The organism is Mycolicibacterium duvalii (assembly GCF_010726645.1).
Taxonomy (GTDB): domain Bacteria; phylum Actinomycetota; class Actinomycetes; order Mycobacteriales; family Mycobacteriaceae; genus Mycobacterium; species Mycobacterium duvalii.
Genome location: NZ_AP022563.1, coordinates 2,727,075 through 2,750,290, shown reverse-complemented (window position 1 = coordinate 2,750,290; position 23,216 = coordinate 2,727,075). Strand labels below are relative to the sequence as shown.

20 protein-coding genes and 1 other RNA gene are annotated in these 23,216 nt (G+C 68.1%); 14 read left to right on the top strand and 7 right to left on the bottom strand.

Translation table 11 applies throughout. The features are described 5' to 3' along the window. Window positions 1–180: 180 nt before the first annotated feature. The 3 genes from G6N31_RS12915 to G6N31_RS12905 are packed head-to-tail and all read right to left on the bottom strand — an operon-like array spanning window position 181 to window position 2,363. Window positions 181–570, bottom strand: a complete 390-nt coding sequence (locus G6N31_RS12915) for a nitroreductase/quinone reductase family protein (RefSeq protein ID WP_098002912.1) — start codon at window positions 568–570, stop codon at window positions 181–183. Between the two features lie 20 nt (window positions 571–590). Further along, window positions 591–1,757 (bottom strand): acyl-CoA dehydrogenase family protein, encoded by a 1,167-nt coding sequence (locus G6N31_RS12910; RefSeq protein ID WP_098002911.1) that lies wholly within the window; start codon window positions 1,755–1,757, stop codon window positions 591–593. Between the two features lie 42 nt (window positions 1,758–1,799). Beyond that, the gene (locus G6N31_RS12905; protein ID WP_098002910.1) at window positions 1,800–2,363 is read right to left on the bottom strand and encodes a TetR/AcrR family transcriptional regulator; all 564 of its coding nucleotides are present in this window, start codon (window positions 2,361–2,363) and stop codon (window positions 1,800–1,802) included. Between the two features lie 352 nt (window positions 2,364–2,715). Between G6N31_RS12905 and G6N31_RS12900 the strand changes: the two genes are divergently transcribed. The 4 genes from G6N31_RS12900 (at window position 2,716) to G6N31_RS12885 (ending at window position 9,242) form a co-directional block, all read left to right on the top strand. After that, window positions 2,716–3,693 carry an esterase family protein gene (locus G6N31_RS12900; RefSeq protein WP_098002909.1) on the top strand — a complete coding sequence of 326 codons (978 nt, stop codon included), beginning with the start codon at window positions 2,716–2,718 and terminating at the stop codon, window positions 3,691–3,693. A gap of 75 nt (window positions 3,694–3,768) precedes the next feature. Beyond that, window positions 3,769–4,764, top strand: a complete 996-nt coding sequence (locus tag G6N31_RS12895) for an MDR family oxidoreductase (protein WP_098002908.1) — start codon at window positions 3,769–3,771, stop codon at window positions 4,762–4,764. Window positions 4,765–4,848: 84 nt separating this feature from the next. After that, entirely contained in the window at window positions 4,849–8,013 is a 3,165-nt protein-coding gene (locus G6N31_RS12890; RefSeq protein WP_234815250.1) for an ATP-binding protein, read from the top strand. Between the two features lie 2 nt (window positions 8,014–8,015). Continuing rightward, window positions 8,016–9,242, top strand: coding sequence for a glycosyltransferase (locus G6N31_RS12885; protein WP_098002907.1), 1,227 nt, complete (start codon window positions 8,016–8,018; stop codon window positions 9,240–9,242). Between the two features lie 7 nt (window positions 9,243–9,249). Here the strand turns inward: G6N31_RS12885 and G6N31_RS12880 are convergent, their stop codons facing one another. The 3 genes from G6N31_RS12880 to hisN all read right to left on the bottom strand — a co-directional run bounded on the left by G6N31_RS12880 (window position 9,250) and on the right by hisN (window position 12,818). Further along, window positions 9,250–10,467: an acyl-CoA dehydrogenase family protein gene (locus G6N31_RS12880; protein WP_098002906.1), complete on the bottom strand. Its 1,218-nt coding sequence runs from the start codon at window positions 10,465–10,467 to the stop codon at window positions 9,250–9,252. A 66-nt stretch (window positions 10,468–10,533) separates the two neighbouring features. Next, entirely contained in the window at window positions 10,534–11,919 is a 1,386-nt protein-coding gene (locus G6N31_RS12875) for an acyl-CoA dehydrogenase family protein (protein WP_098002905.1), read from the bottom strand. A 107-nt stretch (window positions 11,920–12,026) separates the two neighbouring features. Next, window positions 12,027–12,818, bottom strand: coding sequence for a histidinol-phosphatase (hisN, locus tag G6N31_RS12870; RefSeq protein ID WP_098002904.1), 792 nt, complete (start codon window positions 12,816–12,818; stop codon window positions 12,027–12,029). Window positions 12,819–12,841: 23 nt separating this feature from the next. Between hisN and G6N31_RS12865 the strand changes: the two genes are divergently transcribed. Beyond that, window positions 12,842–13,207, top strand: coding sequence for a hypothetical protein (locus G6N31_RS12865; protein ID WP_098002903.1), 366 nt, complete (start codon window positions 12,842–12,844; stop codon window positions 13,205–13,207). Between the two features lie 8 nt (window positions 13,208–13,215). On the opposite strand, the gene G6N31_RS12860 is transcribed toward G6N31_RS12865, so the two are convergent. Then, window positions 13,216–14,595 (bottom strand): FAD-dependent oxidoreductase, encoded by a 1,380-nt coding sequence (locus G6N31_RS12860; protein ID WP_098002902.1) that lies wholly within the window; start codon window positions 14,593–14,595, stop codon window positions 13,216–13,218. A 208-nt stretch (window positions 14,596–14,803) separates the two neighbouring features. Between G6N31_RS12860 and prfB the strand changes: the two genes are divergently transcribed. From prfB to ssrA, 9 genes are all read left to right on the top strand, one after another. Beyond that, a complete protein-coding gene (gene prfB / locus G6N31_RS12855; RefSeq protein ID WP_098002901.1) occupies window positions 14,804–15,919 on the top strand; it encodes a peptide chain release factor 2 in 1,116 nt (371 codons plus the stop codon). After that, window positions 15,909–16,880: a mechanosensitive ion channel family protein gene (locus G6N31_RS12850; protein ID WP_098002900.1), complete on the top strand. Its 972-nt coding sequence runs from the start codon at window positions 15,909–15,911 to the stop codon at window positions 16,878–16,880. The genes prfB and G6N31_RS12850 overlap by 11 nt, the downstream gene beginning before the upstream one ends. 3 nt (window positions 16,881–16,883) lie before the next feature. Then, complete coding sequence (locus tag G6N31_RS12845; protein WP_098002899.1) at window positions 16,884–17,369, top strand: Rv3103c family proline-rich protein; 486 nt, start codon at window positions 16,884–16,886, stop codon at window positions 17,367–17,369. 44 nt (window positions 17,370–17,413) lie between these two features. After that, complete coding sequence (gene ftsE / locus G6N31_RS12840) at window positions 17,414–18,103, top strand: cell division ATP-binding protein FtsE (RefSeq protein WP_098002898.1); 690 nt, start codon at window positions 17,414–17,416, stop codon at window positions 18,101–18,103. Then, window positions 18,104–18,997: a permease-like cell division protein FtsX gene (ftsX, locus tag G6N31_RS12835; protein ID WP_098002897.1), complete on the top strand. Its 894-nt coding sequence runs from the start codon at window positions 18,104–18,106 to the stop codon at window positions 18,995–18,997. It begins immediately after the preceding gene. Between the two features lie 3 nt (window positions 18,998–19,000). Continuing rightward, window positions 19,001–19,498 carry an SsrA-binding protein SmpB gene (gene smpB, locus G6N31_RS12830; protein WP_098002896.1) on the top strand — a complete coding sequence of 166 codons (498 nt, stop codon included), beginning with the start codon at window positions 19,001–19,003 and terminating at the stop codon, window positions 19,496–19,498. Further along, window positions 19,495–20,340 carry an EamA family transporter gene (locus tag G6N31_RS12825; RefSeq protein WP_179964334.1) on the top strand — a complete coding sequence of 282 codons (846 nt, stop codon included), beginning with the start codon at window positions 19,495–19,497 and terminating at the stop codon, window positions 20,338–20,340. Before smpB ends, G6N31_RS12825 begins: the two co-directional genes overlap by 4 nt. A 60-nt stretch (window positions 20,341–20,400) precedes the next feature. Continuing rightward, window positions 20,401–22,731, top strand: coding sequence for a putative bifunctional diguanylate cyclase/phosphodiesterase (locus G6N31_RS12820; RefSeq protein ID WP_098002895.1), 2,331 nt, complete (start codon window positions 20,401–20,403; stop codon window positions 22,729–22,731). Window positions 22,732–22,826: 95 nt separating this feature from the next. Beyond that, window positions 22,827–23,195: a transfer-messenger RNA gene (gene ssrA, locus G6N31_RS12815) on the top strand. Window positions 23,196–23,216 lie beyond the last annotated feature (21 nt).

Sequence of the window (23,216 nt, the reverse complement as noted above, 5' to 3'; positions counted from 1 at the left end):
ATGCCGGATCGAACCGGATCGAAGCGCCGGTTCGCCGAGCGTGCGACTCGGACGTCGGCTCGCCGAGCGTGCGCTGGAGGCGGCACCCGGGGCGTTTTCTCGCCCGCAGCGCACATTCGGTGGGGAGGGGCGCCCTTGATCGCACGCTCGGCGACGGGGCCTGCCGTCAGGCCGACGGGCTCAGTCGTGCAGGTCCACCCGCACGGTCAGCAGATTCGTGCCGAAGGTGCGCACCCCGAAGCTGTTGAGTGACGGCAAGGTTCGCAGGCGTGCCTCGGCGTCGTCATCGGGCAGCAGGTGCGCCGTGCCGCGGTGCCAGCGGCCGTTGATGCGTACGCGAACCCGCGGGTCGGCCTTGATGTTGCGGATGTACTGCGACCGCTCGCCGAACTCGGAGACGAACCAGAACTCGTCTCCGATTCGCTTGCCGCCCAGCGGCGTCTGTCGGGGCAAGCCTGACGTGCGGCCCGTGGTCTCGAGCAGGGTCTGGAACGGCATGCGCCCCATCACCTGGTTGCCGAAGTACTTCTGGAAGAACTTGGTCACTCGGTCGCGCACACTGTCGGCCATCGGGCCGCTCCTTCCGGTGATCACACCATCGCGGTGCGGGGGATCTTGAGGCCGAGGCTCAGCGCACCGGCCAGTTCTCGGCTGGTGTCGTAATCGAACACCACATGACCGGCGATGACATCCACATCGCGTTTGATGCGTTGAAGGGGGTTGTCCACGAAGTGGGCGCTGGCGCCCGACGCGCTGAGCAGGTCGGCGATCACCGTGCGTGATTCGCTGACGATGTGGGCCGCGGCCAGCCGCGCCTGGCCTCGGGCGGCACGGCTGACCGGATCTCCGGCGAGGACCGCCGCCTCGATCCCGCCCACGGTGTCGTCCAGGAGGGCCCGCAGCGCACGCAACCGCACGAGGGCGTCACCGAGGCGGATGGACGCCACCGGCTTGTCCTTCTGCATCACGCCCTCATAGGCCAGGAACCGCTGCGACAGTCGCTCGGCGAAGATCTCGGCGGCGCGCTCGGCGCTGCCCAACGCCGGCATGGCCGCCAGTAGCGCCAGCGCCGGCACCAACGGCCAGCGGTAGGTGGCGGAGTCGTGCAGCGCCGCGCCGGGGGCGGTGCCGCCGTAGATGTCGGTCACCTCGACGATCCGGTGGGCCGGCACGAACGCATCCTCGATCAGGACGTCGTTGGAGCCGGTGGCGCGCATACCGTCGGTGTGCCAGACGTCGGCCACGCGCGCGTCGCTGATCGGGAGCAGCGCCAGCACGGGATAGATCGACGCCGGGTCGCCGGGCTCGCGTTCGCACAGTGCACCGACGAGGATCCAGTTGCCGTCCATCACGCCGGTGGCCCAGGACCATCGTCCGGTCACCCGGATCCCGCCGTCACCAGCGACGCCGCGTCCGGTCGGGGCCAACGGCGCCGGCGCCAGGAAGGGGCGGGTGGCGAAAGCCTCGGTCTGGGCCGCCTCGCTGAACAGCGCCAGCATCCAGTTGTGCAGTGCGTAGAAGCCCAGCGTCCAGGCGCTCGACGCGCAGCCGTGCGCCATCCGGCGGACCGGGTCGAGAATCTCGGGGAACGACGCCTCCCGACCGCCGTACCGCGCGGGCACCAACAGGTCGAAGAACCCTGACGCCGTCGCCTCGGCGATCGTGTCGGGCGGCAATCGACGCAGGCGCTCGGCCTCTTGGGCCCGGTCGGCCAAGCGTGCGACGAAGTCATCGGTGATCGCCGGAATGTCGGTCATGCCGCGCAAATTACCATACCTTTTAGTATGGAGAAGCGGCCCTCAGCGCGCGAGCAGCAGGTCCAGAAACCGGTCCCGCTGCGCGGCCAGGCGCTCGTCGGGTGCGCCCGCCGAGAGGTGGAGGAACCCGATGCCGGCGGCGAAGGTCGCGTTGGCCCGCAGTTCGGCGTCACCGCCGGCGAATCCGGCGTCGGTAAAGGCTTGCCGAACCGCGGCGAGTACCCGGAGGTCGGCGGCATGCACGCTTTCCGCCACGACCGGGTCGGTCCGGGCCCACTCCCGCATGGCTCGTTCCAGATTCCACTGCCGGGGGTCGAGCAGCGCCGACATCATCGTCGCCAACCGTTTCCGTGGCGGGACATCGTTGAGGTCGTGGAAGTAGCTGCGGTCGCGGTCGCGCAGTTCGGCCCAGGCGGTGACCAGGGCCGCGCGGTAGGCGGCCATGTCGGTGAAGTGCCAATAGAAGCTGCCCTTGGTGACGCCCAGCCGGGCGCACAGCCGGTCGAGCTTGAGCGCTTTGATGCCTTCGTCGGCCAGAATCGCATAACCGGCCTGAATCCAGTCCTCGGCGGATCGCTTGCGTGAGCCCACCGATCCTGCAGTCATTTTGCGGACTGTACTTAAAGGTCTGTTCGGAAGCCGCCACCTCGGCAGGTGTCGCGATTCCGCCAAATTTGCGGGACGGTCAACGGCCGAGACCGCGCCGCGTATTAGCCAGCTTTTCCGCAGGCAGTGACGCATTCTGCCGGAATGGACTTTCTCCTGTCGGTATCGCATGTTTTACTGCAACCGCTACAACTGAAGAATTCTCGGACTCCCTGCCCGCCATTTGGCGGATTCGGAGTGGCGTCACAGCGCAGTGAAACCATCGCTGATCGCTGCCCAGGCCTCCGAGAATCGCAGATCAGGCCGAACATGCCGCGGGCATGCGGTACCGGAAGATGGATGGATTGACGGTATGAGACTTCTTGACAGACTTCGTGGACCTTGGGCGCGGCGCCTCGGTGTCGCGGCCATCGCCACGGCCCTGCTGCCGGGCCTCGTCGGCGTCGCCGGACAGTCGGCGACCGCCGGTGCGTTCTCCCGGCCGGGCTTGCCGGTCGAGTACCTGATGGTGCCGTCGGCGGGCATGGGACGGGACATCAAGATTCAGTTCCAGAGCGGCGGCCCCAACTCGCCGGCCGTGTACCTCCTCGACGGCCTGCGCGCCCAGGAGGACTTCAACGGCTGGGACATCAACACCCAGGCGTTCGAGTGGTACCTCGACTCCGGCCTGTCGATCGTGATGCCGGTCGGCGGACAGTCCAGCTTCTACACCGACTGGTACCAGCCGGCCACCAACAAGGGCCCGACGGTCACCTACAAGTGGGAGACCTTCCTGACCCAGGAGCTGCCGCAGTACCTCGCGTCGCAGCGCCAGGTCAAGCCGACCGGCAGCGCCGCGGTCGGCCTGTCGATGGCAGGCTCGGCGTCGCTGATCCTGTCGGTGTACCACCCCGAGCAGTTCGTCTACGCCGGGTCGATGTCGGGCTTCCTGAACCCGTCGGAGGGCTGGTGGCCGTTCCTGATCAACATCTCGATGAGTGACGCGGGCGGCTTCGATGCCAACGAGATGTGGGGCAGGACCGAGGACCCGAACAGCGCGTGGAAGCGCAACGACCCGATGGTCCAGATCCCCAAGATCGTGCAGAACGGCACCCGCATCTGGATCTACTGCGGTAACGGCCAGCCCAACGAGCTCGGCGGCGGCGACCTGCCGGCCACCTTCCTCGAGGGTCTGACCATCCGCACCAACGAGACCTTCCGCGACAACTACCTGGCCGCGGGCGGAACCAACGGCGTGTTCAACTTCCCGGACAACGGCACCCACAACTGGGCGTACTGGGGTCGGGAACTGCAGGCGATGAAGCCGGACCTGCAGGCGAACCTGCTCTGACATCTCTCGTTCGAAGCCCCCGGTCGCGCTGCGGCCGGGGGCTTCGGCGTTCCGCCGGCTGACTACTGTGGCGCCATGACCGAAATCAGCGCGATGGTGGCCCACCAGGACGCCGACGGGGACATCGTCCTGCGTCGCGAACTGCTCGACGACTCCGCGTTGCCCGACGGTGACGTCGACATCCATGTCGAATACTCGAGCGTCAACTTCAAAGACGCACTGGCGGTCACCCCCAAGGCCGGGGTGGCCCGCTCCTACCCGCTGGTGCCGGGCATCGACGTGATCGGCACGGTGACGGCGAGCAGTTCCGCCGACTTCGCGGTCGGCGACACCGTGATCGCGCACGGCCAGGACATCGGCACCGGTCGCCACGGTGGGTACGCCGAGAAGGCGCGCTATCCCGCCGACTACCTGGTCAAACTGTCGACCATCAGCGCGGCGGACGCCGCCGCGATCGGCACCGCCGGCTTCACCGCGGCGCTGAGCGTCAACGCCGTGCGCGCCCACGTCGACCCGGCTGACGGTCCCGTTCTGGTCACCGGCGCCACCGGCGGGGTGGGCAGCATCAGCGTCGACCTGTTGGCCGGCTTGGGCTATGAGGTCGTCGCCTCCACCGGCAAGACCGCGGCCCGCGACTGGTTGCGCGACCTCGGCGCCGCCGAGGTCATCGACCGGATCCCCGGACCCGAGGACAAGTTGCGGCCACTGGGCAAGGCGCGCTGGGCCGCGGTGGTGGACTGCGTCGGCGGCACAACGCTGGCCTATGCGCTGAGCACGATGAAATACGCCGGCGTCGCCGCGATCTCGGGTTTGGCCGGTTCATCGGACCTGCCCGCCACGGTGCACCCGTTCATCCTGCGCGGCGTGACGCTGGCAGGGATCGACTCGGTGCTGCTGCCGATCGACAAGCGCCGGGACACGTGGACGCAGATCGAAACCGAGCTGCGGCCGCGAAATCTGGCGCGCATCACCCGCGACGTCCCCGTGCGCGAGGTCGACACCGTGCTCAAAGCCATCGTCGGCGGTGGTGTCACCGGACGCACCCGCGTCGTCGTCCACGACGGGTTCTGACCTCGGCTGATTCCGTCATTGCGGACCGTAGCCGCGCTCGGCGCGCGATCATGATCTCGAGCGGGGGCAGCGGGAAAGACGGGGATGGCCGGGCCGGAAGTCGCGACGGGCGTTACATGCGGGTCGTGTGCCAACGATCTGCGGGCCCGCTCGCGGTTCTGCGACGTCTGCGGTTCGCCGGTCGCCTCGCTCTCGACCGGTGGCGAGCACAAGCACGTGACGGTGCTGTTCGCCGACGTGGTCGGGTCGATGAAGCTCGCAGCGGAACTCGATCCCGAGCGGCTGCGCGACATCATGAACGACCTGTTCAACCGGTCGGCCGCGGTGGTGCAGCGCTACCAGGGGACGATGGACAAGTTCACCGGGGACGGCCTGATGGCGTTGTTCGGCGCGCCGATGGCGCTGGAGGACCATGCGCTACGGGCGTGTATCGCGGCCCTGGAGATTCAGGCTGTGGCGCGTGGGCTTGCCGAGGAGGTGGCCCACCGCGACGGCGTCGATGTGCAGCTGCGGGTGGGCCTGAACTCCGGCGAGGTGATCGTCGGTGACATCGGTGCAGGCCCGGGCAGATACACCGCGGTCGGGCACGCCGTCGGCATGGCTCAGCGTATGGAAGCCGCGGCCGCCCCGGGCACGGTTCTCTGCTCGGTGACGACGGCCGACCTCGTCGCGCACGCCACCCGCTTGGGCGCGGTGCAGTCGGTGCACGTCAAGGGAGCCGACGAGCCGGTGCCGGCGCGCCGGCTCGAGGCCGTAGAAGCAGCACGCATGGTGGTCGGCCGCAACGAGGCACTGATGCTCGGGCGTGACAGTGAACTCGATCGTCTGTTCGGCTGCCTGGCTGCCGATCCGAACGTCGTCGACGTCGTCGGTTCGCCGGGCATGGGCAAGAGCCGCCTTGTCGACGAGTTCGGTCGACGTGCCACGGAGGCGGGCGCTGATGTCCTGCTGGTGGGGTGTGACGCGCACGCGCAGCCGATCGCGTTTCGCGCGTTGTCGCGGCTCCTGCGGGCCATGTTCGCCGTCGACGGCCTCGGGGACGGCGAAGCCCGGGAGTGCATCTTGGCGCAGTTCCCGATGCCGCCGATCGACGCCCAGATCGTGTTCGAGGCAATGGGTGTCGCCGACGCGAGCCGGCCGCCCCCGATCGTCGGCGCTGACGGCCGTCGACACCGACTGGTGGAGACGCTGAGCCGATTCGTCCGGCGGCGGTCCGCCCCGCTCGTCATCATCCTCGAGGATGTGCATTGGATCGACAGGGCCAGCGACGCGGTGCTCGCAGGGTTCGCCGGTGCGATCCGATCGACGTCGGTGGTGTTCGTGGTCACCCATCGACCGGAGTACCACGGCCCACTCCTGGAGCATTCCCAGCTCACCGTTCCTCTTGCGCCCTTGGATGATTCGTCGACGCTCGATGTGGCGCTCAATCTGCTCGGACGTGACGGCGCGTTGTATGGACTGGCGGTACGGATCGCCGAGGCGGCGGGCGGCAACCCGTATTTCGTCGAGGAGATCGTCCGAGACCTGGTCGGGCGCGGCGTACTCGCGGGCAGTCGTGGCGGCTACCGGCTCCTCGGCGAGGCCGAGGACATCAGGGTGCCGTTCACCGTGCAAGCGGTGCTCGCGGCACGCATCGACAGACTGGAACCGGCAACGAAGTCGGTGCTCATCGCCGCGGCGGTGATCGGCAACCGCTTCGACGTCGACGCTCTGCAGATGCTCACCCCACCGGATGCGCTGTCGGGACAGCTGGCCGAGTTGGTGGCCACCGAGTTGATCGACCAGACGGAATTCGTTCCGCGGCAGCGCTACTGCTTCCGGCATCCGCTGGTGCGTGCGGTCGCCTACGAGTCCCAGATGGGTAGGGATCGCGCGCGGGCCCACCGTCGGCTGGCCGGTGCCATCGAAGCCCGTGGCGATCAGGACGAGAACGCCGCGTTGATCGCCAGTCATCTCGAGGCTGCCGGTGAGTTGGTGCCGGCCTGTCGCTGGCATCTGCGGGCAGCTGAGTGGCTCAGGATGCGCGACATGTCGGCCGCACGTCACCAGTGGGAGACCGCCATGCGGGTGGCAGACCGACTGCCCGGCTGCGATGAGGCGATCGCATTGCGGATCGCGCCGCGCACGATGCTGGTGTCAACCGAACTCTTCGTCGGCGCGGACCCGGAAAACGAGCAGCGTCTGCTCGAGCTGCGCGAGCTCACCACCCGGGCCGACGATCCACGTTCCCTTGCGCTGGCTCTCGCGGGCCGCGTCGTCACGTTCATCGTGAACAGCAATAGGGTCTCCGAGGCGATTCCGTTGGCGGCCGAGCTGACAGATCTCGTGGACAGGCTCGGCCCGATTCCTACCGATGAACTCGAAATCCTCTATTCTGCTCTGGCTTTCGCACATCTGGCCGGTTGCGAGTTCGATGCGGCTTTAGAGGTGACCGGGCGGAGCATAGCGTTGGAGCTCCAGCACCCCTCGATCGACCGGGCGGTGGCCTATGCGATCGCCGGCCTGTGCGAGGTGTGCCGCGGCGACCATGATCGCGGCATCGACCACCTCCGGCTGGCGACCGAGCTCGCTCGCGCGATGTCACCGGTGAGCTATTCGACCGTGTCACTGTACTGGGGCATGCTCGCCGTCATGGGGCTGCATGTGGCCGAGGATCTGGTCGACGACATGCGGGCGTGGTTGGCGCGGGCGGAGTCGTTCGGCGACCGGTTCGGGATCATCGCCGCGCAGTGGACCTACGCGACGTTGCTGATTCAGACCGGAAACCCCTGTTGCGCCCAAGCTTTCGACCTACTCAGGCGCGCCGAAGTCGGCATCACCACCCACAATCTGCAGTCTTTCGCGCTGGCTATCACCGGCACGCAGCTGGCCAGGGAAGCGGCGCGTGCCGGGCATCGTGACGAAGCCATCGACTCGATCCGCGCTCTGGTGACGTTGCATACACGCGACGCACCCTTGCTGCACCTGCTCTGTCCAGCCGAAACCCTGTGTGAGCTGTTGATCGATCGAGGAAGGCCGGCCGACTTGCTCGAAGCGGAAGGCGTGCTCGAACAATGGCGCATGCGCAGCCCGGCGACGACGCCGATGGATCTGTGGACCATCAGGATTCGCGCCCTGCTTGCCTCGGCCCGGGGTGACCGGCACGCTCACGGGCGACTGGCCGGCGAGTACGCGAAAACGCGCGAGTCGCTGGGGTACCGACGTCGATGGGATGGTCCCTACCCGGTACTGACGAAGCGGAGAGATTGATCGTGGCCGTGATCCTCGCTTACACCTCGCCGGCGCTCGGCCACCTGCTGCCGATGAGCGCGCTGCTGGGCCAGCTGGCAAGCCGTGGACACTCCGTCCACCTTCGAACACTGTCGAGCGGACTGGATTACGCACGCAGGCTGGGGTTTTCGGTCGAGGCGATCGATTCGCGGATCGAGGCCATCGAGCTGGACGACTGGAAAGCGTCCAATCCGCTGGGCGCCTTGAAAAGGTCGATCTCCACATTCGGCCGCCGGGCGGCGCATGAAGTCGGCGATCTGCAGCGTGCGCTGGCCGGTGTCGCGCCCGACGGCGTGCTGGTCGACGTCAACTGCTGGGGGGCGCAATCGGCCACCGAGGCGACGGGCCTGCCGTGGGCTTGTTTCTCGCCGTACAGCCCGGCGCTCACCGTGGAAGGGGTGCCGCCGTTCGGGTTGGGGTTGCGACCGATGCCTGGCATCGTCGGCCGCTGGCGTGACGCCGCGGTTCGCGCGGGAATCAGCCGGCCTCTGGAACAGCCGGCGCTGAGGGCGATCAACTCGATTCGCGCGCAGCTGCACGTCGCTCCGGTCGACTCGATGGACCAATTCCTACGCCGGGCGCCACTTCTCTTCCTCGCCACCGGTACCCCGTTCCAGTACGCGGGGCAGTGGGGAGAGCAGGTACACATGATCGGGCCCTGTGTGCCCGAGACGGCTGCGGGTGACCCACCCGACTGGCTGGCGGCGATCGACCGCCCGATCGTCCTGGTCACGACCTCCTCGGAGCGCCAGGGCGACGCAGGTCTGGTCGAGACCGCGATCGCTGCACTCGCCGACGACCCCGTCCATGTGGTGGCCACCCTGCCGTCCGGCGCCCCGCCGGAGAGCCTGGGCGGCCCGAATGCCACGGTCCGTCGATTCGTCGACCACGACTTGGTGCTCGGCCGCGCGGTGTGCGCCGTCACGCACGGCGGAATGGGCGCCACGCAGCGCGCACTCGCGCGCGGGGTTCCGGTGTGTATCGTGCCCTACGGTCGTGACCAGTTCGAGGTCGCTCGTCGCGCGCAGGTCGCCGGCTGTGGAACCCGGCTGCCCGCCAGGCGATTGTCGACTCGGCGGCTGCGCGCCCGGATCCAGGAGGCCATCGCACTGCGGCCGGGAGCCGTCGAGGTCGCGCGTGGTTTCGCCGCCACCGGGGGTGTCACCCGGGGAGCGGACCTGTTCGAGCAGCTGATGTCGGGCCCGTGACGACGTCCTACTTCAGTTCCGCCGAGGTAAGGCCGAGCAGTCGCCGGGCCACCACCAACTGCTGGATCTGCTGGGTGCCTTCGAAGATGTCGAGGATCTTCGAGTCGCGGGCCCACTTCTCCAGCAGCGCTTCCTCCGAATAGCCTGTGGTGCCGGCCAACTCGACGGCTTTGAGCGTGATGTCGCTGGCCACCCGCGCCGCCTTGGCTTTACCCATGGAGGCTTCCTTGGAGTTCGGGATGCGGTTGTCGGCCTGCCACGCCGACCGTACGGTCAGCAGGTAGCCGGACTCCCACTCGGCCTCCATGCGCAGGAATTCCGCGGCCGCGGCGCTCTGCGCATGAGCCGGCTTGTCGTAGGAGATCTCGATGCCGGCCTCGGTGAGGATCTTGCGCAGGTCCTCCAGCGCCGCCCGGGCCACGCCCACAGCCATCGCCGCCACGATCGGCCGGGTGTTGTCGAAGGTCTCCATGACCCCGGCGAACCCCTTCTCGACGTGAATCTCGGGGTCGCCGAGCAGGTTGTCCTTCGGGATGCGCGCGTTGTCGAAACGGATCGCGGCGGTGTCGGAGGCTTTGATACCGAGCTTGTTCTCGAGCCGTTCGACCGTGACGCCCGGGTGGTCGCGCGGCACGATGAACGACTTGATCGCCGCGCGGCCCTTCGACTTGTCCAGCGTCGCCCACACCACGATGTGGGTGGCACGCGAGCCGGCGGTGACGTAGATCTTCTCGCCGTTGATGACGTACTCGTCGCCGTCGAGCACCGCCGTGGTCGACACCGCCGCCGAGTCGGACCCGAAACCCGGCTCGGTGATGGCCATCGCGGCCCAGACGCCCTTGCCGAGCCGCTCGAGTTGCTCGGGCGTGGCCACCGACGAGATCGCGGCGTTGCCAAGGCCCTGGCGTGGCACCGACAGCAGCAGTGCCACGTCACCCCAGGAGATCTCCAGAGCGTTGAGCAGAGCGGACATGTTGGCGCCGTTGACGTTTGCCTTCTTGTCGTCGTCGGTTGCGCCCACGAACGCGTCCGTACCCGCGAACGAGATGGTCTTGGCCTCCGAGATGCCCTCGAACAGGTCGGCCAGGGTGTCCAGCTCGACGGGGTAGGCATGCTCTTTCAGGTCGTATTTGCGGGAGATCGGCCGGATCATCTCGGCCGCGCCCTGGTGGCCCTTCTCGATGACCGCCTGGAGCTTCTTCGGCATCTCCAGATTGATCGCCATGTCAGTCTCTCTTCGCTTCGCCGGGGAAAAATCGAGGGGGGATCAATGTCAAATTCGCAGTACGGTTCACAGCACCACCACGCCTTCGGCCACCCCGATGGCCCGCAGGTCGCGGTACCAGCGTTCGACCGGGTGTTCCTTGGTGTAGCCGTGCCCGCCGAGCAACTGCACACCGTCCAGGCCGATCTGCATACCCTTGTCCGCGCCCAGCTTCTTGGCCAGGGCCGCCTCGCGGGTGAACGGCAGACCCTGCTCGGCGCGCGCGGCGCCGCGCCAGGCGATCAGCCGCAAGCCGTCGAGCTCGATCGCGATGTTGGCGCACATGAACGCCACCGACTGCCGGTGCGCGATCGGCTCGCCGAACGCTTCGCGTTCCTTGACGTAGGGGATGACATAGTCGAGCACCGCGTGTGAGGTGCCGACCGCCAACGCCGCCCACCCCAGCCGCGACAACGCGATCGCCTCGGAATAGTTCTGGGCGAGATCGGCCTCGCTCGCATCCGCCTCGCCCAGGCGGGCGGTCAGCGGCACGGTGACATTGTCGAGTTGCACGCGCCCCAGCGCGGCGGCGCGGATCCCCATGCTGGGGTCGGCCTTGACGGTCAGTCCCTTCGCGGACGCCTCGACGATGAAGAGCGCCGGCCTGCCGTTGAGTTGGGCCGCGATGATGAACAACTCGGCGTCGGCGGCAGCCGGCACCAGCGACTTGACGCCGTCGAGCCGGTATCCGCTCGGGGTGCGTACTGCGGTGGTCTGCAACGCGGTGGGGTCGAACAGCGGCTGTGGTTCGGCGATCGCCAGGCAGGCCTGCGGCACGTTGTCGCCGGCGAACTCCTCGAGGTAGGTGGCCTGCTGATCGGCGCTGCCCCAGTGGGTCAGAGCCGAGGCGACGCCGCCCGGCGCCAGGATCGGCAGCGCCAACCCCATGTCGCCATAGGCCAGGGCCTCGGCGACGAGCGCATTGGTGACGGCGCTGCGATGCTCGGCGATACCGTCGAAGTCCTCGGGCACGTTGATCGCCGTGATGCCGAGTTCGGCGGCTTTGGCGATCAGGTCCGGCGGGTAGGACGCGGCCTCGTCGGCGTCTCGCGCCGCCGGCCGGAGGATCTCTTCGGCGAACTCCTCGACGGTCGCGACGATCATCTTCTGGTCGTCGTCGGGGGTCAGGTCGAACGCGTCGGAGCCGCTCGGCTTGAGCCGGGTGGCCGGCTTGCCGAGGCCCTGGACCCGCTTGAACTGCCGGGTGGATGCTCCCGCGGCGGAGAAGGCCTGTTTCACGCCGTAGCGCAGGCCGCGGTTCAGCGGATCGCGCAGGCGATACTTGTCCAGGAATTCCTGTCCCAGCAGCGGGGTGATCAAGGCCAGACCGATGTCGGTGGCCGAGCGCTTGTGCTTCTGCAGGCCCACAGCGCTCTCATGGTCGCGTCGCTTGGACGGCAGGGTGTTCGTCATGGTCAGCTGCCTTCGTCGGTGTCGAGGAAGCGCGTTCTACGCAACTGACTCCAGAGTAAGGTATCGGAACTGACTCTTGAGTAAGGTGGCCCGAGGTGTAATCGACCTCACAGCCGCAGCGCGGCCAGCACCGCGTCGTGCAACAGTCCGTTCGTCGCCACCGCACTGCCGCCGTGCGGTCCCGGCCGGTCCGCCAGATCGGTGAAGCGGCCGCCGGCTTCGCGCACCAGGATGTCCAGCGGTGCCAGGTCCCACAGCTTGACCTCGGGTTCCACCGCGATGTCCACCGCGCCCTCGGCGACCAGACAGTAGGACCAGAAATCGCCGTAGCCGCGTACCCGCCACACCGCATCGGTCAGCGCCACGAACCGGGTCCGGGCGGCGTCCCAGCCGGTGGTCAGGTCGGAATACGACAGGCTCGCCGCATCGAGGTCGGCCACCGCGGAGACGGTGATCGGGCGCGTCCGTCCGCCGAACGACGTGTGCGCACCGCGGCCCGCGGCCGCCCACCAGCGCCGGCCCAGGGCGGGCGCGCTGACCACCCCGACGATGGGTGTGCCCTCGTCGAGCAGAGCGATCAGGGTGGCCCACACCGGGACTCCGCGCACGAAGTTCTTGGTGCCGTCGATCGGGTCGATCACCCACTGTCTGCCGGAGAGATCCCGCTGACCGCCGAACTCCTCGCCGAACACAGAGTCGGCGGGGCGGTGCTCGCTCAGACGCCGGCGCAGCAGTTTCTCGGCGTCGAGATCCGCGTCGGTGGCCGGCGTCATGTCCGGCTTGGTCTGCACGCGCAGGTCGATGGCACCGAACCGTTGCATCGTCAACGCGTCGGCTTCGTCGGCCAGAGCGAGGGCGAGGTCGAGATCGTCATCGGTTGCGTGCGCCGGTGTGCCCATGCCTGTCGTCCTACCATGGCCAGATGATTGAACTCGCGGTCATGCTGCTGATCGTCGGTGCCATCGCGGTGCTGGCGGCGCCGTGGATCATGCGCCGACGAGGCGTCGGCAAGGACTGGGTGCACGGAACGCTGCTGGTCACCGGTGTCAGCCCGCGCCCCGACGGTGTCGAGGGCGAGCAGTACGTGACCATCACCGGGGTGATCAACGGGCCGACGGTCAACGAGTACACCGTGTACGCACGGCTGGCGCTCGATGTCGCGAGCTGGCCGACGATGGGGCAGCTGTTCCCGGTGATGTACTCACCGGGCAACCCGGAGAAATGGGCATTCGCCCCGCAGGAGCCATCACACGAACCGCAGCAGCCACCGCCGCCGCCGGCCACCTGACCGCTGGGTCAGCCGTGGCCGACCACCCGCAGCATCTCGGCCACGCTGCTCAACTTCACCCGCGGCCGGCCCGACCCCTGCCCGGCGGTGCGTTCGTGTTCGTCGATCAGCTTCCAGTGGTCGCTGGTGACGATTCGGGGCTGGCGCTGCTCGAGCCAGCGCTGCAGCTCGTCGGTGTGCTCGGCGGCGAAGTCCGCCAACTCGGCGGTGCGCAGGTCCTGCAGCAGCGTGTCGACGGTGTCCTGGGAGTCTTTCTTGTTGCTGCCGATCACGCCGGTGGGCCCGCGCTTGATCCAGCCGACGACGTAGGAGTTGCGGCTGCCCTCGATCCTGCCGTCGGTGTGCGGGATGGTGCAGGAACGCTCGTCGAACGGCAGTCCGGGCGTCGGCAGGCCGCGGTAGCCGACCGCGCGGACCACGAGCTGCGCCGGCACCTCCTCACGCTCCCCGGTGTCCTTGGCGCTGACGCGGCCGTCGGCACCGGTGACAAGTTCGTTGCGGCCCAACACGATCGACTCCACTTTTCCGTCGCCCTTGATCTCGATCGGTGACGTCCGGAACCGGAACACGATGCGCCGGCGGGCCGCGGTCGGCGCGATGTCGGCATAGCCGCGCAGCACCTTGATGTTGTTGCGCACGGTCTTGCCGGCGGCGTCGAGATCCTCGTCGGTGATGTCGGCGAAGTCGTCCGGGTCGACGATGACGTCGACGTCGCCCAGGGCTTCCAGCGCGCCGAGCTCACGCAGCTCCAGCGTCGTGAACGGGGCCTGCAACGGGCCGCGCCGGCCGATGATCAGCACTTCCTCGACGCCGCGCGCGTGCAGGGGCTCCAGGGCGTGGTCGGCGATGTCGGTGCCGGCGAGCGCATCCGGGTCGCTGACCAGGATGCGGGCCACGTCGATCGCCACGTTGCCGTTGCCGACGACGACCGCGCGCCCGCCGGAGATGTCGGGGGACATCTCCTCGAAGTGCGGGTGTGCGTTGTACCAGCCGACGAAATCCACCGCCGATACGCTGCCCGGCAGGTCTTCGCCCGGAATGCCGAGCTCGCGATCGGACTGCGCGCCGACGGCGTAGATCACCGCGTCGTAGCGTTCGGCCAGTTCGGCCGGCTGCACGTGGTTGCCGACCTCGATGTTGCCGAAGAACCGGAAGCGCGGATCGCTCGAGGTCCTGTCGAACTGATCGCTGATCGACTTGATCTTCGGGTGGTCGGGCGCCACCCCCGAGCGCACCAGACCCCAAGGGGTCGGGAGCATTTCGAGCATGTCGATCCGCACATCACGGTCGGCGTCGGCGTCGGCGAATTTCAGCAGGGATGCGGCGGCGAAGTATCCGGAGGGTCCGGAGCCGACGATCGCCACGTGGTACGGGCGCAGAGAAGGCATTCAGGGCGTACCTATCGTCAAGGTCGGTCGCTGCCCGGACGTGCGCAAGGGGCTGTCGCGTCACGGCCGGGCGGGGCTGGCACCCCGATGCTAGAACGCCGAGCGGGTGACTCGGCGGTAATCGGCGAGTCGCGGCGGAAATGCCTGCGCAGACCGCTGACGGCAGCGACGGCGGTGCGGATCGCCGGGGTGGGTACCCTGATGTTCCGTGGATCCCGACCGCCAAGCCGACATCGCCGCCCTCGATTCCACGCTCACCACCGTGGAGCGTGTGCTCGATATCGAAGGCCTCCGCGGTCGCATCCACCAACTGGAGCAGGACGCGTCGGACCCGAACCTCTGGGACGACCAGACCCGCGCGCAGAAGGTCACCAGCGAGCTCTCGCACGCTCAGGGGGAGTTGCGCCGGGTCGAGGAGCTGCGCCGGCGGCTCGACGACCTGCCGGTGCTCTACGAGCTTGCCGCCGAAGAGGGCGGCGCCGGCGGCGACGAGGCCCTTGCCGAGGCCGACACCGAACTCACCCAGCTGCGCGCCGACATCGAGGCGATGGAAGTGCGGACCCTGCTCTCCGGTGAGTACGACGAACGTGAGGCGCTGGTCAACATCCGCTCCGGCGCCGGCGGCGTGGACGCCGCCGACTGGGCGGAGATGCTGATGCGGATGTACATCCGCTGGGCCGAGCAGCACGACTACCCGGTCGAGGTCTACGACACCTCCTACGCCGAAGAGGCCGGCATCAAGAGCGCGACCTTCGCGGTGCACACCCCGTTCGCGTACGGCACGCTGTCGGTCGAGCAGGGCACCCACCGCCTGGTGCGAATCAGCCCGTTCGACAACCAGGGCCGCCGGCAGACGTCCTTCGCCGAGGTCGAGGTGCTGCCGGTGACCGAGACCACCGACCACATCGACATCCCCGAAGCCGATGTGCGCGTCGACGTCTACCGTTCCAGCGGCCCCGGCGGGCAGTCGGTCAACACGACCGACTCGGCGGTCCGACTCACCCACATCCCGACCGGCATCGTCGTCACCTGCCAGAACGAGAAGTCGCAGCTGCAGAACAAGGTGTCGGCGATGCGCGTGCTGCAGGCGAAGCTGCTGGAACGCAAGCGTCTGGAGGAGCGCGCCGAACTCGACGCTCTCAAGAGCGACGCCGGCAGCTCCTGGGGCAACCAGATGCGCTCCTATGTCCTGCACCCCTACCAGATGGTCAAGGATCTGCGCACCGAGCACGAGGTGGGCAACCCCGCGGCCGTGCTCGACGGCGACATCGACGGTTTCCTCGAGGCCGGCATCCGCTGGCGTAACAGACGTGATGACGAGTAGCGGATACCTCGCGTTCTCGCCGGCCCAGGCATGGCACAACTTCTGGCACGGCGAGATCGGCGCATGGTTCCTGACCCAGGGCGTGGAGATCGCGCTGCTGGTGATCGGCGCGCTGCTGGCCGCCCGCTGCATCAGCTGGGGCTCGCGCCGGGTGACCCGGCGTCTCGAGGAGGGCTTCCAGACCGGCGACAACCTGGTCCGCTCGGAAGCCTCCAAGCACCGTCAGGCCGTCGCGTCGGTGATCTCCTGGGTGGCGATCGTGCTGCTGTTCGTGGTGGTCGCCGTCCAGGTCACCAACGTGCTCAACGTGCCGATCGGGTCGCTGGTCGCGCCGGCGGCCGTGCTGGGCGCCGCGCTGGGTTTCGGCGCCCAGAAGCTGGTGCAGGACCTGTTGGCCGGCTTCTTCATCATCACCGAGCGCCAATACGGTTTCGGCGACCTCGTGCAGCTGAACATGCTCGGTGCGCCGGAGGCCTCGGAGGGAACCGTGGAAGAGGTCACGTTGCGGGTGACCAAGCTGCGTACCGCCGAGGGGGAGGTGTACACCGTCCCCAACGGCAACATCGTCCGGTCGCTGAACATGTCCAAGGACTGGGCGCGCGCGGTCGTCGACATCCCGGTGCCCGTCACCGCCGACCTCAACCGGGTCAACGAGGTGCTGCACGAGGTCGGGGAGACCTCGGTGGACGACCACCTGCTCAAAGACCTGTTGCTGGACCGTCCGTCGCTGATGGGAGTGGAGAGCATCGGACTGGACAACGTGAACCTCCGGATGGTGGCGCGGACGTTGCCCGGTAAGCAGTTCGAGGCCGGCCGGCGGCTGCGCGCCCTGGTGGTGCGGGCGCTGGGCCGTGAAGGCGTGGTCACCGCGGCGGGCGCGGCGCCGGTGGTCGACACGCTGCCGCCGGCCGCGGCCAAACCCGCGTCCGAGACCAAGCCCGGCGCGGGCGGTGAGCGGTAGCCGATGCCCAGACCGACCTTCCACGTACCGTCGCACCTGTTCCGCGGCCGCATCCGGACCTCCACGGTGGCCCTGCTCGTGGTGTTCGTCGCGCTGTTCACCGTGCAGCAGAACTACGACCCGCCGGCCAAGCCGCCGCCGGCGCCGCAGGTCGTCCCGCCGGGCTTCGTGCCCGACCCGGATTACACCTGGGTGCCGCGCACCAACGTGCAGACCCGGGCCCCAGAGACCACGACACCGACCACGACGACCACGACGACCACCGCGCCGGCGTCGCCGACCACGCCGACATCCCCGACCACGCCGACGGTGACGTCGCCCGAGACCACTACCCCGACCGGCCCCGGCGCTCTGTCCCCGGAGGTGACCACGACGGTGATCGATCCCGACGGTTCCGGCCCGCTGGGGCCGCAGACGTTCACCCAGGCGCCGCCACCGGCCGCGCCCGGGGAGACCGCGCCCGGCACCGTCGAGGCGCCCGCGCCTTAGCTGCCGGGCCGCCGACCCAGTCCCCGCTACACTGGCGTGCCGTGATGATCACCCTCGAGAATGTGTCCAAGCAGTACAAGTCGTCGGGTCGTCCGGCGCTCGACAACATCTCGCTGAAGATCGACAAGGGTGAGTTCGTCTTCCTGATCGGCCCGTCCGGATCGGGAAAGTCCACGTTCATGCGTCTGCTGCTGGCCGAGGAGCACCCGTCCTCCGGCGACATCCGGGTGTCGAAGTTCCACGTCAACAAGCTGTCCGGGCGTCACATCCCGGCCCTGCGCCAGGTGATGGGGTGCGTGTTTCAGGACTTCCGGCTGCTGCAACAGAAGACGGTGTTCGAGAACGTGGCGTTCGCGCTGGAGGTCATCGGCAAGCGTGCCGACACCATCAACCGGGTGGTCCCCGATGTGCTCGAGATGGTCGGATTGTCGGGGAAGGCCAACAGATTGCCGGCCGAACTGTCAGGCGGCGAGCAGCAGCGGGTCGCGATCGCCCGCGCCTTCGTCAACCGGCCGCTGGTGCTGCTGGCCGACGAACCGACCGGCAACCTCGACCCGGAGACCAGTAAGGACATCATGGATCTGCTCGAGCGGATCAACCGCACCGGAACCACGGTGTTGATGGCCACCCACGACCACCACATCGTCGACTCCATGCGCCAGCGGGTCGTCGAACTCGAACTCGGCCGGCTGATTCGTGACGAACAGCGCGGCGTCTACGGAATGGATCGCTAAGTGCGCTTCGGCTTTCTCGTCAACGAGGTCCTGACCGGGCTTCGTCGCAACGTCACCATGACGGTCGCGATGATCCTCACCACCGCGATCTCGATCGGCCTGTTCGGCGGCGGTCTGCTGGTCGTCCGGCTCGCCGACCAGTCCCGGGCGATCTACCTGGACCGGGTGGAGAGCCAGGTGTTTCTCACCAACGACGTGTCGGCCAACGACCCCACGTGTGACGCCGACCCGTGCAAGGCCTTGCGCCAGACGATCGAGGATCGCGACGACGTGCGCTCGGTCCGCTTCCTCAACCAGCAGGAGGCCTACGACGACGCGATCCAGAAGTTCCCGCAGTACAAGGATGTCGCGGGCAAGGATGCGTTCCCGGCGTCGTTCGTGGTGCGACTCGAGGACCCCGAGCAACATCAGGATTTCGATGACGCGATGGTCGGTCAGCCGGGGGTGCTCAACGTCCTCAACCAGAAGGATCTGATCGACCGGTTGTTCGCGGTGCTCGACGGCTTGTCCAATGCGGCGTTCGCCGTCGCTCTCGTGCAGGCCATCGGGGCGGTGTTGCTGATCGCGAACATGGTCCAGGTCGCCGCCTACACCCGGCGGACCGAGATCGGCATCATGCGGCTGGTCGGCGCCAGCCGGTGGTACACCCAACTGCCGTTCCTGGTCGAGGCCATGCTGGCCGCCCTCATCGGGGTGCTGATATCCATCGGGGGGCTGATCGCGGTGCGCGCGCTGTTCCTGGAGAAGGCGCTCGACCAGTTCTACCAAGCGAATCTGATCGCGCGGATCGACTACGCGGACATCCTGTACATCTCGCCGATCCTGTTACTCGTCGGCGTCGCGATGGCCGGGATCACCGCCTACGTCACGCTGCGCCTCTATGTGCGGCGGTAACCGGTGGCCAAGAAAGCCAAGGCGCCCAAGGACAGCAACAACCAGGTAGTCGCGACCAACCGCAAGGCGCGGCACAACTACGCGATCCTGGACACCTACGAGGCGGGCATCGCACTGGTGGGCACGGAGGTCAAGAGCCTGCGGGAGGGGCAGGCGTCGCTGGCCGATGCGTTCGCCACCGTCGACGACGGCGAGATCTGGCTGCGCAACCTGCACATCCCGGAGTATCACCACGGCAGCTGGACCAACCATGCGCCGCGCCGCAACCGCAAGCTGCTGTTGCACCGTCGGCAGATCGACACGCTGGTCGGCAAGATCCGCGACGGCAATCTGACGCTGGTGCCGCTGTCGCTGTACTTCACCGGCGGAAAGGTGAAGGTGGAGCTGGCGTTGGCCCGCGGCAAGCAGGCCCACGACAAGCGCCAGGACCTGGCGCGGCGCGACGCCCAACGCGAGGTGATCAGGGAGTTGGGCCGCCGGGTCAAGGGCAAGACGACCTGATCGGGCTGATCACGGCGCTGACCGCGGCGCTGGGGTACGGCATCAGCGACTTCGTCGGCGGCATCGCGTCCCGGCGCGTCGCCGCGCTGCGGGTGGTGCTGATCTCCTATCCGGCGGCCCTGGTCTTGCTGGTCGGGCTGGCGGTGATGTTCGGCGGCCGACTCAGCGCGGCCGCGGTGCTGTGGGGAGTGCTGGCGGGGGTCAGCCAGGCGTTCGGAGTCTGGTGGTTCTATGCGGCCCTGGGGTCCGGGCCGATCTCGGTGGTGTCGCCGCTGACCTCGGTGTTGGTGGCGGCGATTCCGGTGGCGACCGGCCTGGCGCTCGGCGAGCGGACCGGCGTGATGGCCGGGGTGGGTGTGGTGCTCGCGCTCCTCGCGGTGGTGTTGGTCAGCCGCGAGGCCACGGACGAGGATGCCCGGCCGCACCGCTTCACCGCCACGGTGGCGTGGCTGACGGTCGGCTCGGGTGTCGCGTTCGGTCTGAACTTCGTCCTGCTGGATCAGGTGCCCGCCGAGGCGAAGCTGTGGCCGTTGGTGTTCGGGCGGATCGCGGCGACCGCGATCGTGGTGGTGGCCGCGGTCGTCACGGCCAACCTGGTGCTCGAACGCGGGGTTCCGCTGCGCCTGGCGCTGCTGGCCGCGGTGCTGGACACGGTGGCCAACGTCGCGACGCTGTTGGCTCTGCAGTCGTCGATGCTGTCGCTGGCCGGGGTGCTGATCGCGCTCTATCCGGCAGCCACCGTGGTGCTGGCGATCGCGGTGCTGCGGGAGCGGGTGACGCGCTGGCAGACATTGGGAATGGTGCTGGCTCTCGTATCCGTAGGACTGATCGCGGCCGGTTAGCTACCTTCAACCTGGGCGCATCCCACGTTTCGGTCCGTCCGGCCCGCGGGAAGGAGGCGGATGGCACCTTTCATCCGACGACCACGCCTCGCCCTCACCGCCGGAGTCGCCCTGCTGGCGGTCATCAACGCGCTGGCGCTGGCGGGCACCGAGATCGCCCGGCGCGGCGAGGTGGTCCTGCAGGTGGCGACCGGGCTCGGTGCTGCGGTATGCGGTGTGGTGGTCGCCGCGCGCATGCGCGGTGCGGCCCGGTGGTGGCGGCTGCTCTACGTCGGCGCGCTGCTCATCTGGGCGGTCGCGGAGATGCTGTGGGGGGCCGGGGGTGCCCGGCCCGCGCCGTGGTTGGCCGGTGTCGTTTATCTCGCCCTACCGGCGTTCGCACTCGCGTCGCTGGCGGTGCTGCTCAAATCCAGCGGCGGGGTCGCCTCGCCCGAGGGCGGTCCGCGGCGACAGCCGATGAGCACCAACGTCATGGACGGCATCGTCGCCGGTCTGTCGTTCCTCACTCTGGCGATGCTGGGCGATTTCGGTACCACATCGCTGGCGTCGCTGCCCCGGTCCTCGGCCCCGACGCTCAGCGTGGTGTTCGCCGTCGCCGAGCTGATCGTGGTCGTCGCGGTGGTGATGGTCGTGATGCTCTACGAACCGGACCGGCCGTACCGGACCAACTTCCTGCTGTTGGCGGCGGGTTTGTTGACGATGGCGGCCGCCGACCGACTGGTGGCTTACTTCCACACGGTGGACGTTCCCACCGGAGCGCGGTGGGCCGGCATCGGGTTGATCCTCGGGCCGCTGCTCATCGCGTTCGCGATGCTCGAACATCCACAACCGCGCCCGACCACCGTGAACGACGCCAGCCGGGGTCTCGACTGGACCCAGCTGATCCTGCCGTACGTCGGATTCGTCGGCATTGCGAACCTGGTGGCCTTCCACGTGTGGATCGGCCGGCCGATCACCCCGCTGGTTTCCGCCATGATCATCGCGATGGTCACGCTGATCGCGGTCCGTCAGGTGCTGGCCACCCGCGCGCAGAATCAGTTGACCCGCCGGCTGTACTGGGCGCAGCGCGGGCTGGCCTATCAGGTACATCACGACGCGCTGACCGGTCTGCCGAACCGGTTGTTGTTCGCGCAGCGCCTGGACTCGGCGATGCGCGATGGACCCTTCGTGCTGATCTTCGTCGACCTTGACGATTTCAAGGAGGTCAACGACCGGTTCGGGCACGCGGCCGGAGACGAACTGTTGTGCGCGGTCGGGGAGCGGCTGAAGCGGTATGTCAACGAGGGTGACACGTTGGCGCGGATCGGGGGCGACGAGTACGCGATCCTGATCAGCGGGGACGGTGAGGACCCCGACGTCGTGGCCGACCGGCTGCGGGTGGCCCTGCGCGAACCGTTCGCGGTGCAGGGATCGTCGGTCCGGGTCAAAGCCAGCATGGGCCTGGTTCACTCGGACGCGGGCGGGCCGTCACAGACATCTGACGATCTGCTCCGGCAGGCCGACATCTCGATGTATGCGGGCAAGCGGATGGGGAAGAACTCCGCGATCGTCTACGAGCCGTCAGCGCCCATGCAGTCGGACTTTCCGACGGCGTTGCGCGCCGCCGCCGGCGCCGTTCCCGACGGGTTTCGGCTGGTCTACCAGCCGGTGGTCGATCTCACCGACGGATCCCTGGTGGCGGTCGAGGCCCTGGCGCGGTGGACCGCGCCCAACGGGATGGAGATCCCGCCCGAGACGTTCGTCGCGGTTGCCGAGGCCGCCGGTCTCGGCGCGCGACTCGACGAACTGGTCCTGGAGCTGGCCTGCAGTGAGGTGATGGCTGCCGGTCTGGACGTCGACATCCACGTCAACGTCGGTGCGGCGCGGCTGGGCAGTTCGGGCTTCGAACACGGTGTGCGCCGCGTGCTGCAACGCCACCAGCTGCCGCCGCGGCGCCTGGTGCTCGAGATCACCGAGACGCTGCCGATTCTCGACCTCGCCGACGCCGCCGAGCAGATCGAACGCTTCCGCGCGGTGGGCGTGAAGGTCGCGCTCGACGACTTCGGCGCCGGCTACAACTCCCTGACCTATCTGCACGCGCTGCCGGTGCACATCGTCAAGCTGGACCGCAGCCTGGCCGTCGGCGCCGAACCCGAGCGGGATCTGACCGTGTACCGGTCGGTGATCCGGCTGTGCACCGAGCTCGGACTCGACGTCATCGCCGAGGGGATCGAGACCACGGTGCAGGCCGGGACCATTCTGGCCGCCGGTTGCCGACTGGCGCAGGGGCACCTGTTCGGTCGGCCCAGCGCCCTCGCCGATGTCCAGCGGGAATGGCAGAACACCGCGTATGCGGTCGACCAGGGCGAACACCTGAGCGACCCGACGTCCTACGCCAACGGAGCGCCGTGACGCGGACGGAATGAAATGCCGTTGGGCGCCGTTGAGCAAGTCGGTAGTATGGAAGCTTCCCGACAGCCCGTCGGGAGCATGTGACACACCTCAAGGGGGCTGAACGGTTTCGACTTCGAGCATCGAATCAAGGGAAGCGTGCCGGTGCAGGCAAGAGACCACCGTAAGCGTCGTTGCAACCAATTAAGCGCCGATTCCAATCAGCGCGACTACGCTCTCGCTGCCTAAGCGACAGCTAGTCCGTCAGACCGGGTAATCCCTCGACCCGGATCCTGGCGTCATCTAGAGGGATCCACCGGGAAGTTCGGTCGCGGGACTTCTCGGGACACCCCACAGCGACTGGGATCGTCATCCTGACTTGTTCGCGTGATCAGGAGATCCGAGTAGAGGCATAGCGAACTGCGCACGGAGAAGCCTCGAGGGAATGCCGTAGGACCCGGGTTCAATTCCCGGCAGCTCCACGAATAGAAGCAGGTCAGGGATGC

Excerpts from the sequence above, each read along its gene's own strand:
- G6N31_RS12915 (WP_098002912.1), bottom strand. The coding sequence starts at position 570 with ATGGCCGACAGTGTGCGCGACCGAGTGACCAAGTTCTTCCAGAAGTAC.
- G6N31_RS12910 (WP_098002911.1), bottom strand. The coding sequence starts at position 1,757 with ATGACCGACATTCCGGCGATCACCGATGACTTCGTCGCACGCTTGGCC.
- G6N31_RS12905 (WP_098002910.1), bottom strand. The coding sequence starts at position 2,363 with ATGACTGCAGGATCGGTGGGCTCACGCAAGCGATCCGCCGAGGACTGG.
- G6N31_RS12900 (WP_098002909.1), top strand. The coding sequence starts at position 2,716 with ATGAGACTTCTTGACAGACTTCGTGGACCTTGGGCGCGGCGCCTCGGT.
- G6N31_RS12895 (WP_098002908.1), top strand. The coding sequence starts at position 3,769 with ATGACCGAAATCAGCGCGATGGTGGCCCACCAGGACGCCGACGGGGAC.
- G6N31_RS12890 (WP_234815250.1), top strand. The coding sequence starts at position 4,849 with ATGGCCGGGCCGGAAGTCGCGACGGGCGTTACATGCGGGTCGTGTGCC.
- G6N31_RS12880 (WP_098002906.1), bottom strand. The coding sequence starts at position 10,467 with ATGGCGATCAATCTGGAGATGCCGAAGAAGCTCCAGGCGGTCATCGAG.
- G6N31_RS12875 (WP_098002905.1), bottom strand. The coding sequence starts at position 11,919 with ATGACGAACACCCTGCCGTCCAAGCGACGCGACCATGAGAGCGCTGTG.
- hisN (WP_098002904.1), bottom strand. The coding sequence starts at position 12,818 with ATGGGCACACCGGCGCACGCAACCGATGACGATCTCGACCTCGCCCTC.
- G6N31_RS12865 (WP_098002903.1), top strand. The coding sequence starts at position 12,842 with ATGATTGAACTCGCGGTCATGCTGCTGATCGTCGGTGCCATCGCGGTG.
- G6N31_RS12860 (WP_098002902.1), bottom strand. The coding sequence starts at position 14,595 with ATGCCTTCTCTGCGCCCGTACCACGTGGCGATCGTCGGCTCCGGACCC.
- G6N31_RS12850 (WP_098002900.1), top strand. The coding sequence starts at position 15,909 with ATGACGAGTAGCGGATACCTCGCGTTCTCGCCGGCCCAGGCATGGCAC.
- G6N31_RS12845 (WP_098002899.1), top strand. The coding sequence starts at position 16,884 with ATGCCCAGACCGACCTTCCACGTACCGTCGCACCTGTTCCGCGGCCGC.
- ftsE (WP_098002898.1), top strand. The coding sequence starts at position 17,414 with ATGATCACCCTCGAGAATGTGTCCAAGCAGTACAAGTCGTCGGGTCGT.
- G6N31_RS12820 (WP_098002895.1), top strand. The coding sequence starts at position 20,401 with ATGGCACCTTTCATCCGACGACCACGCCTCGCCCTCACCGCCGGAGTC.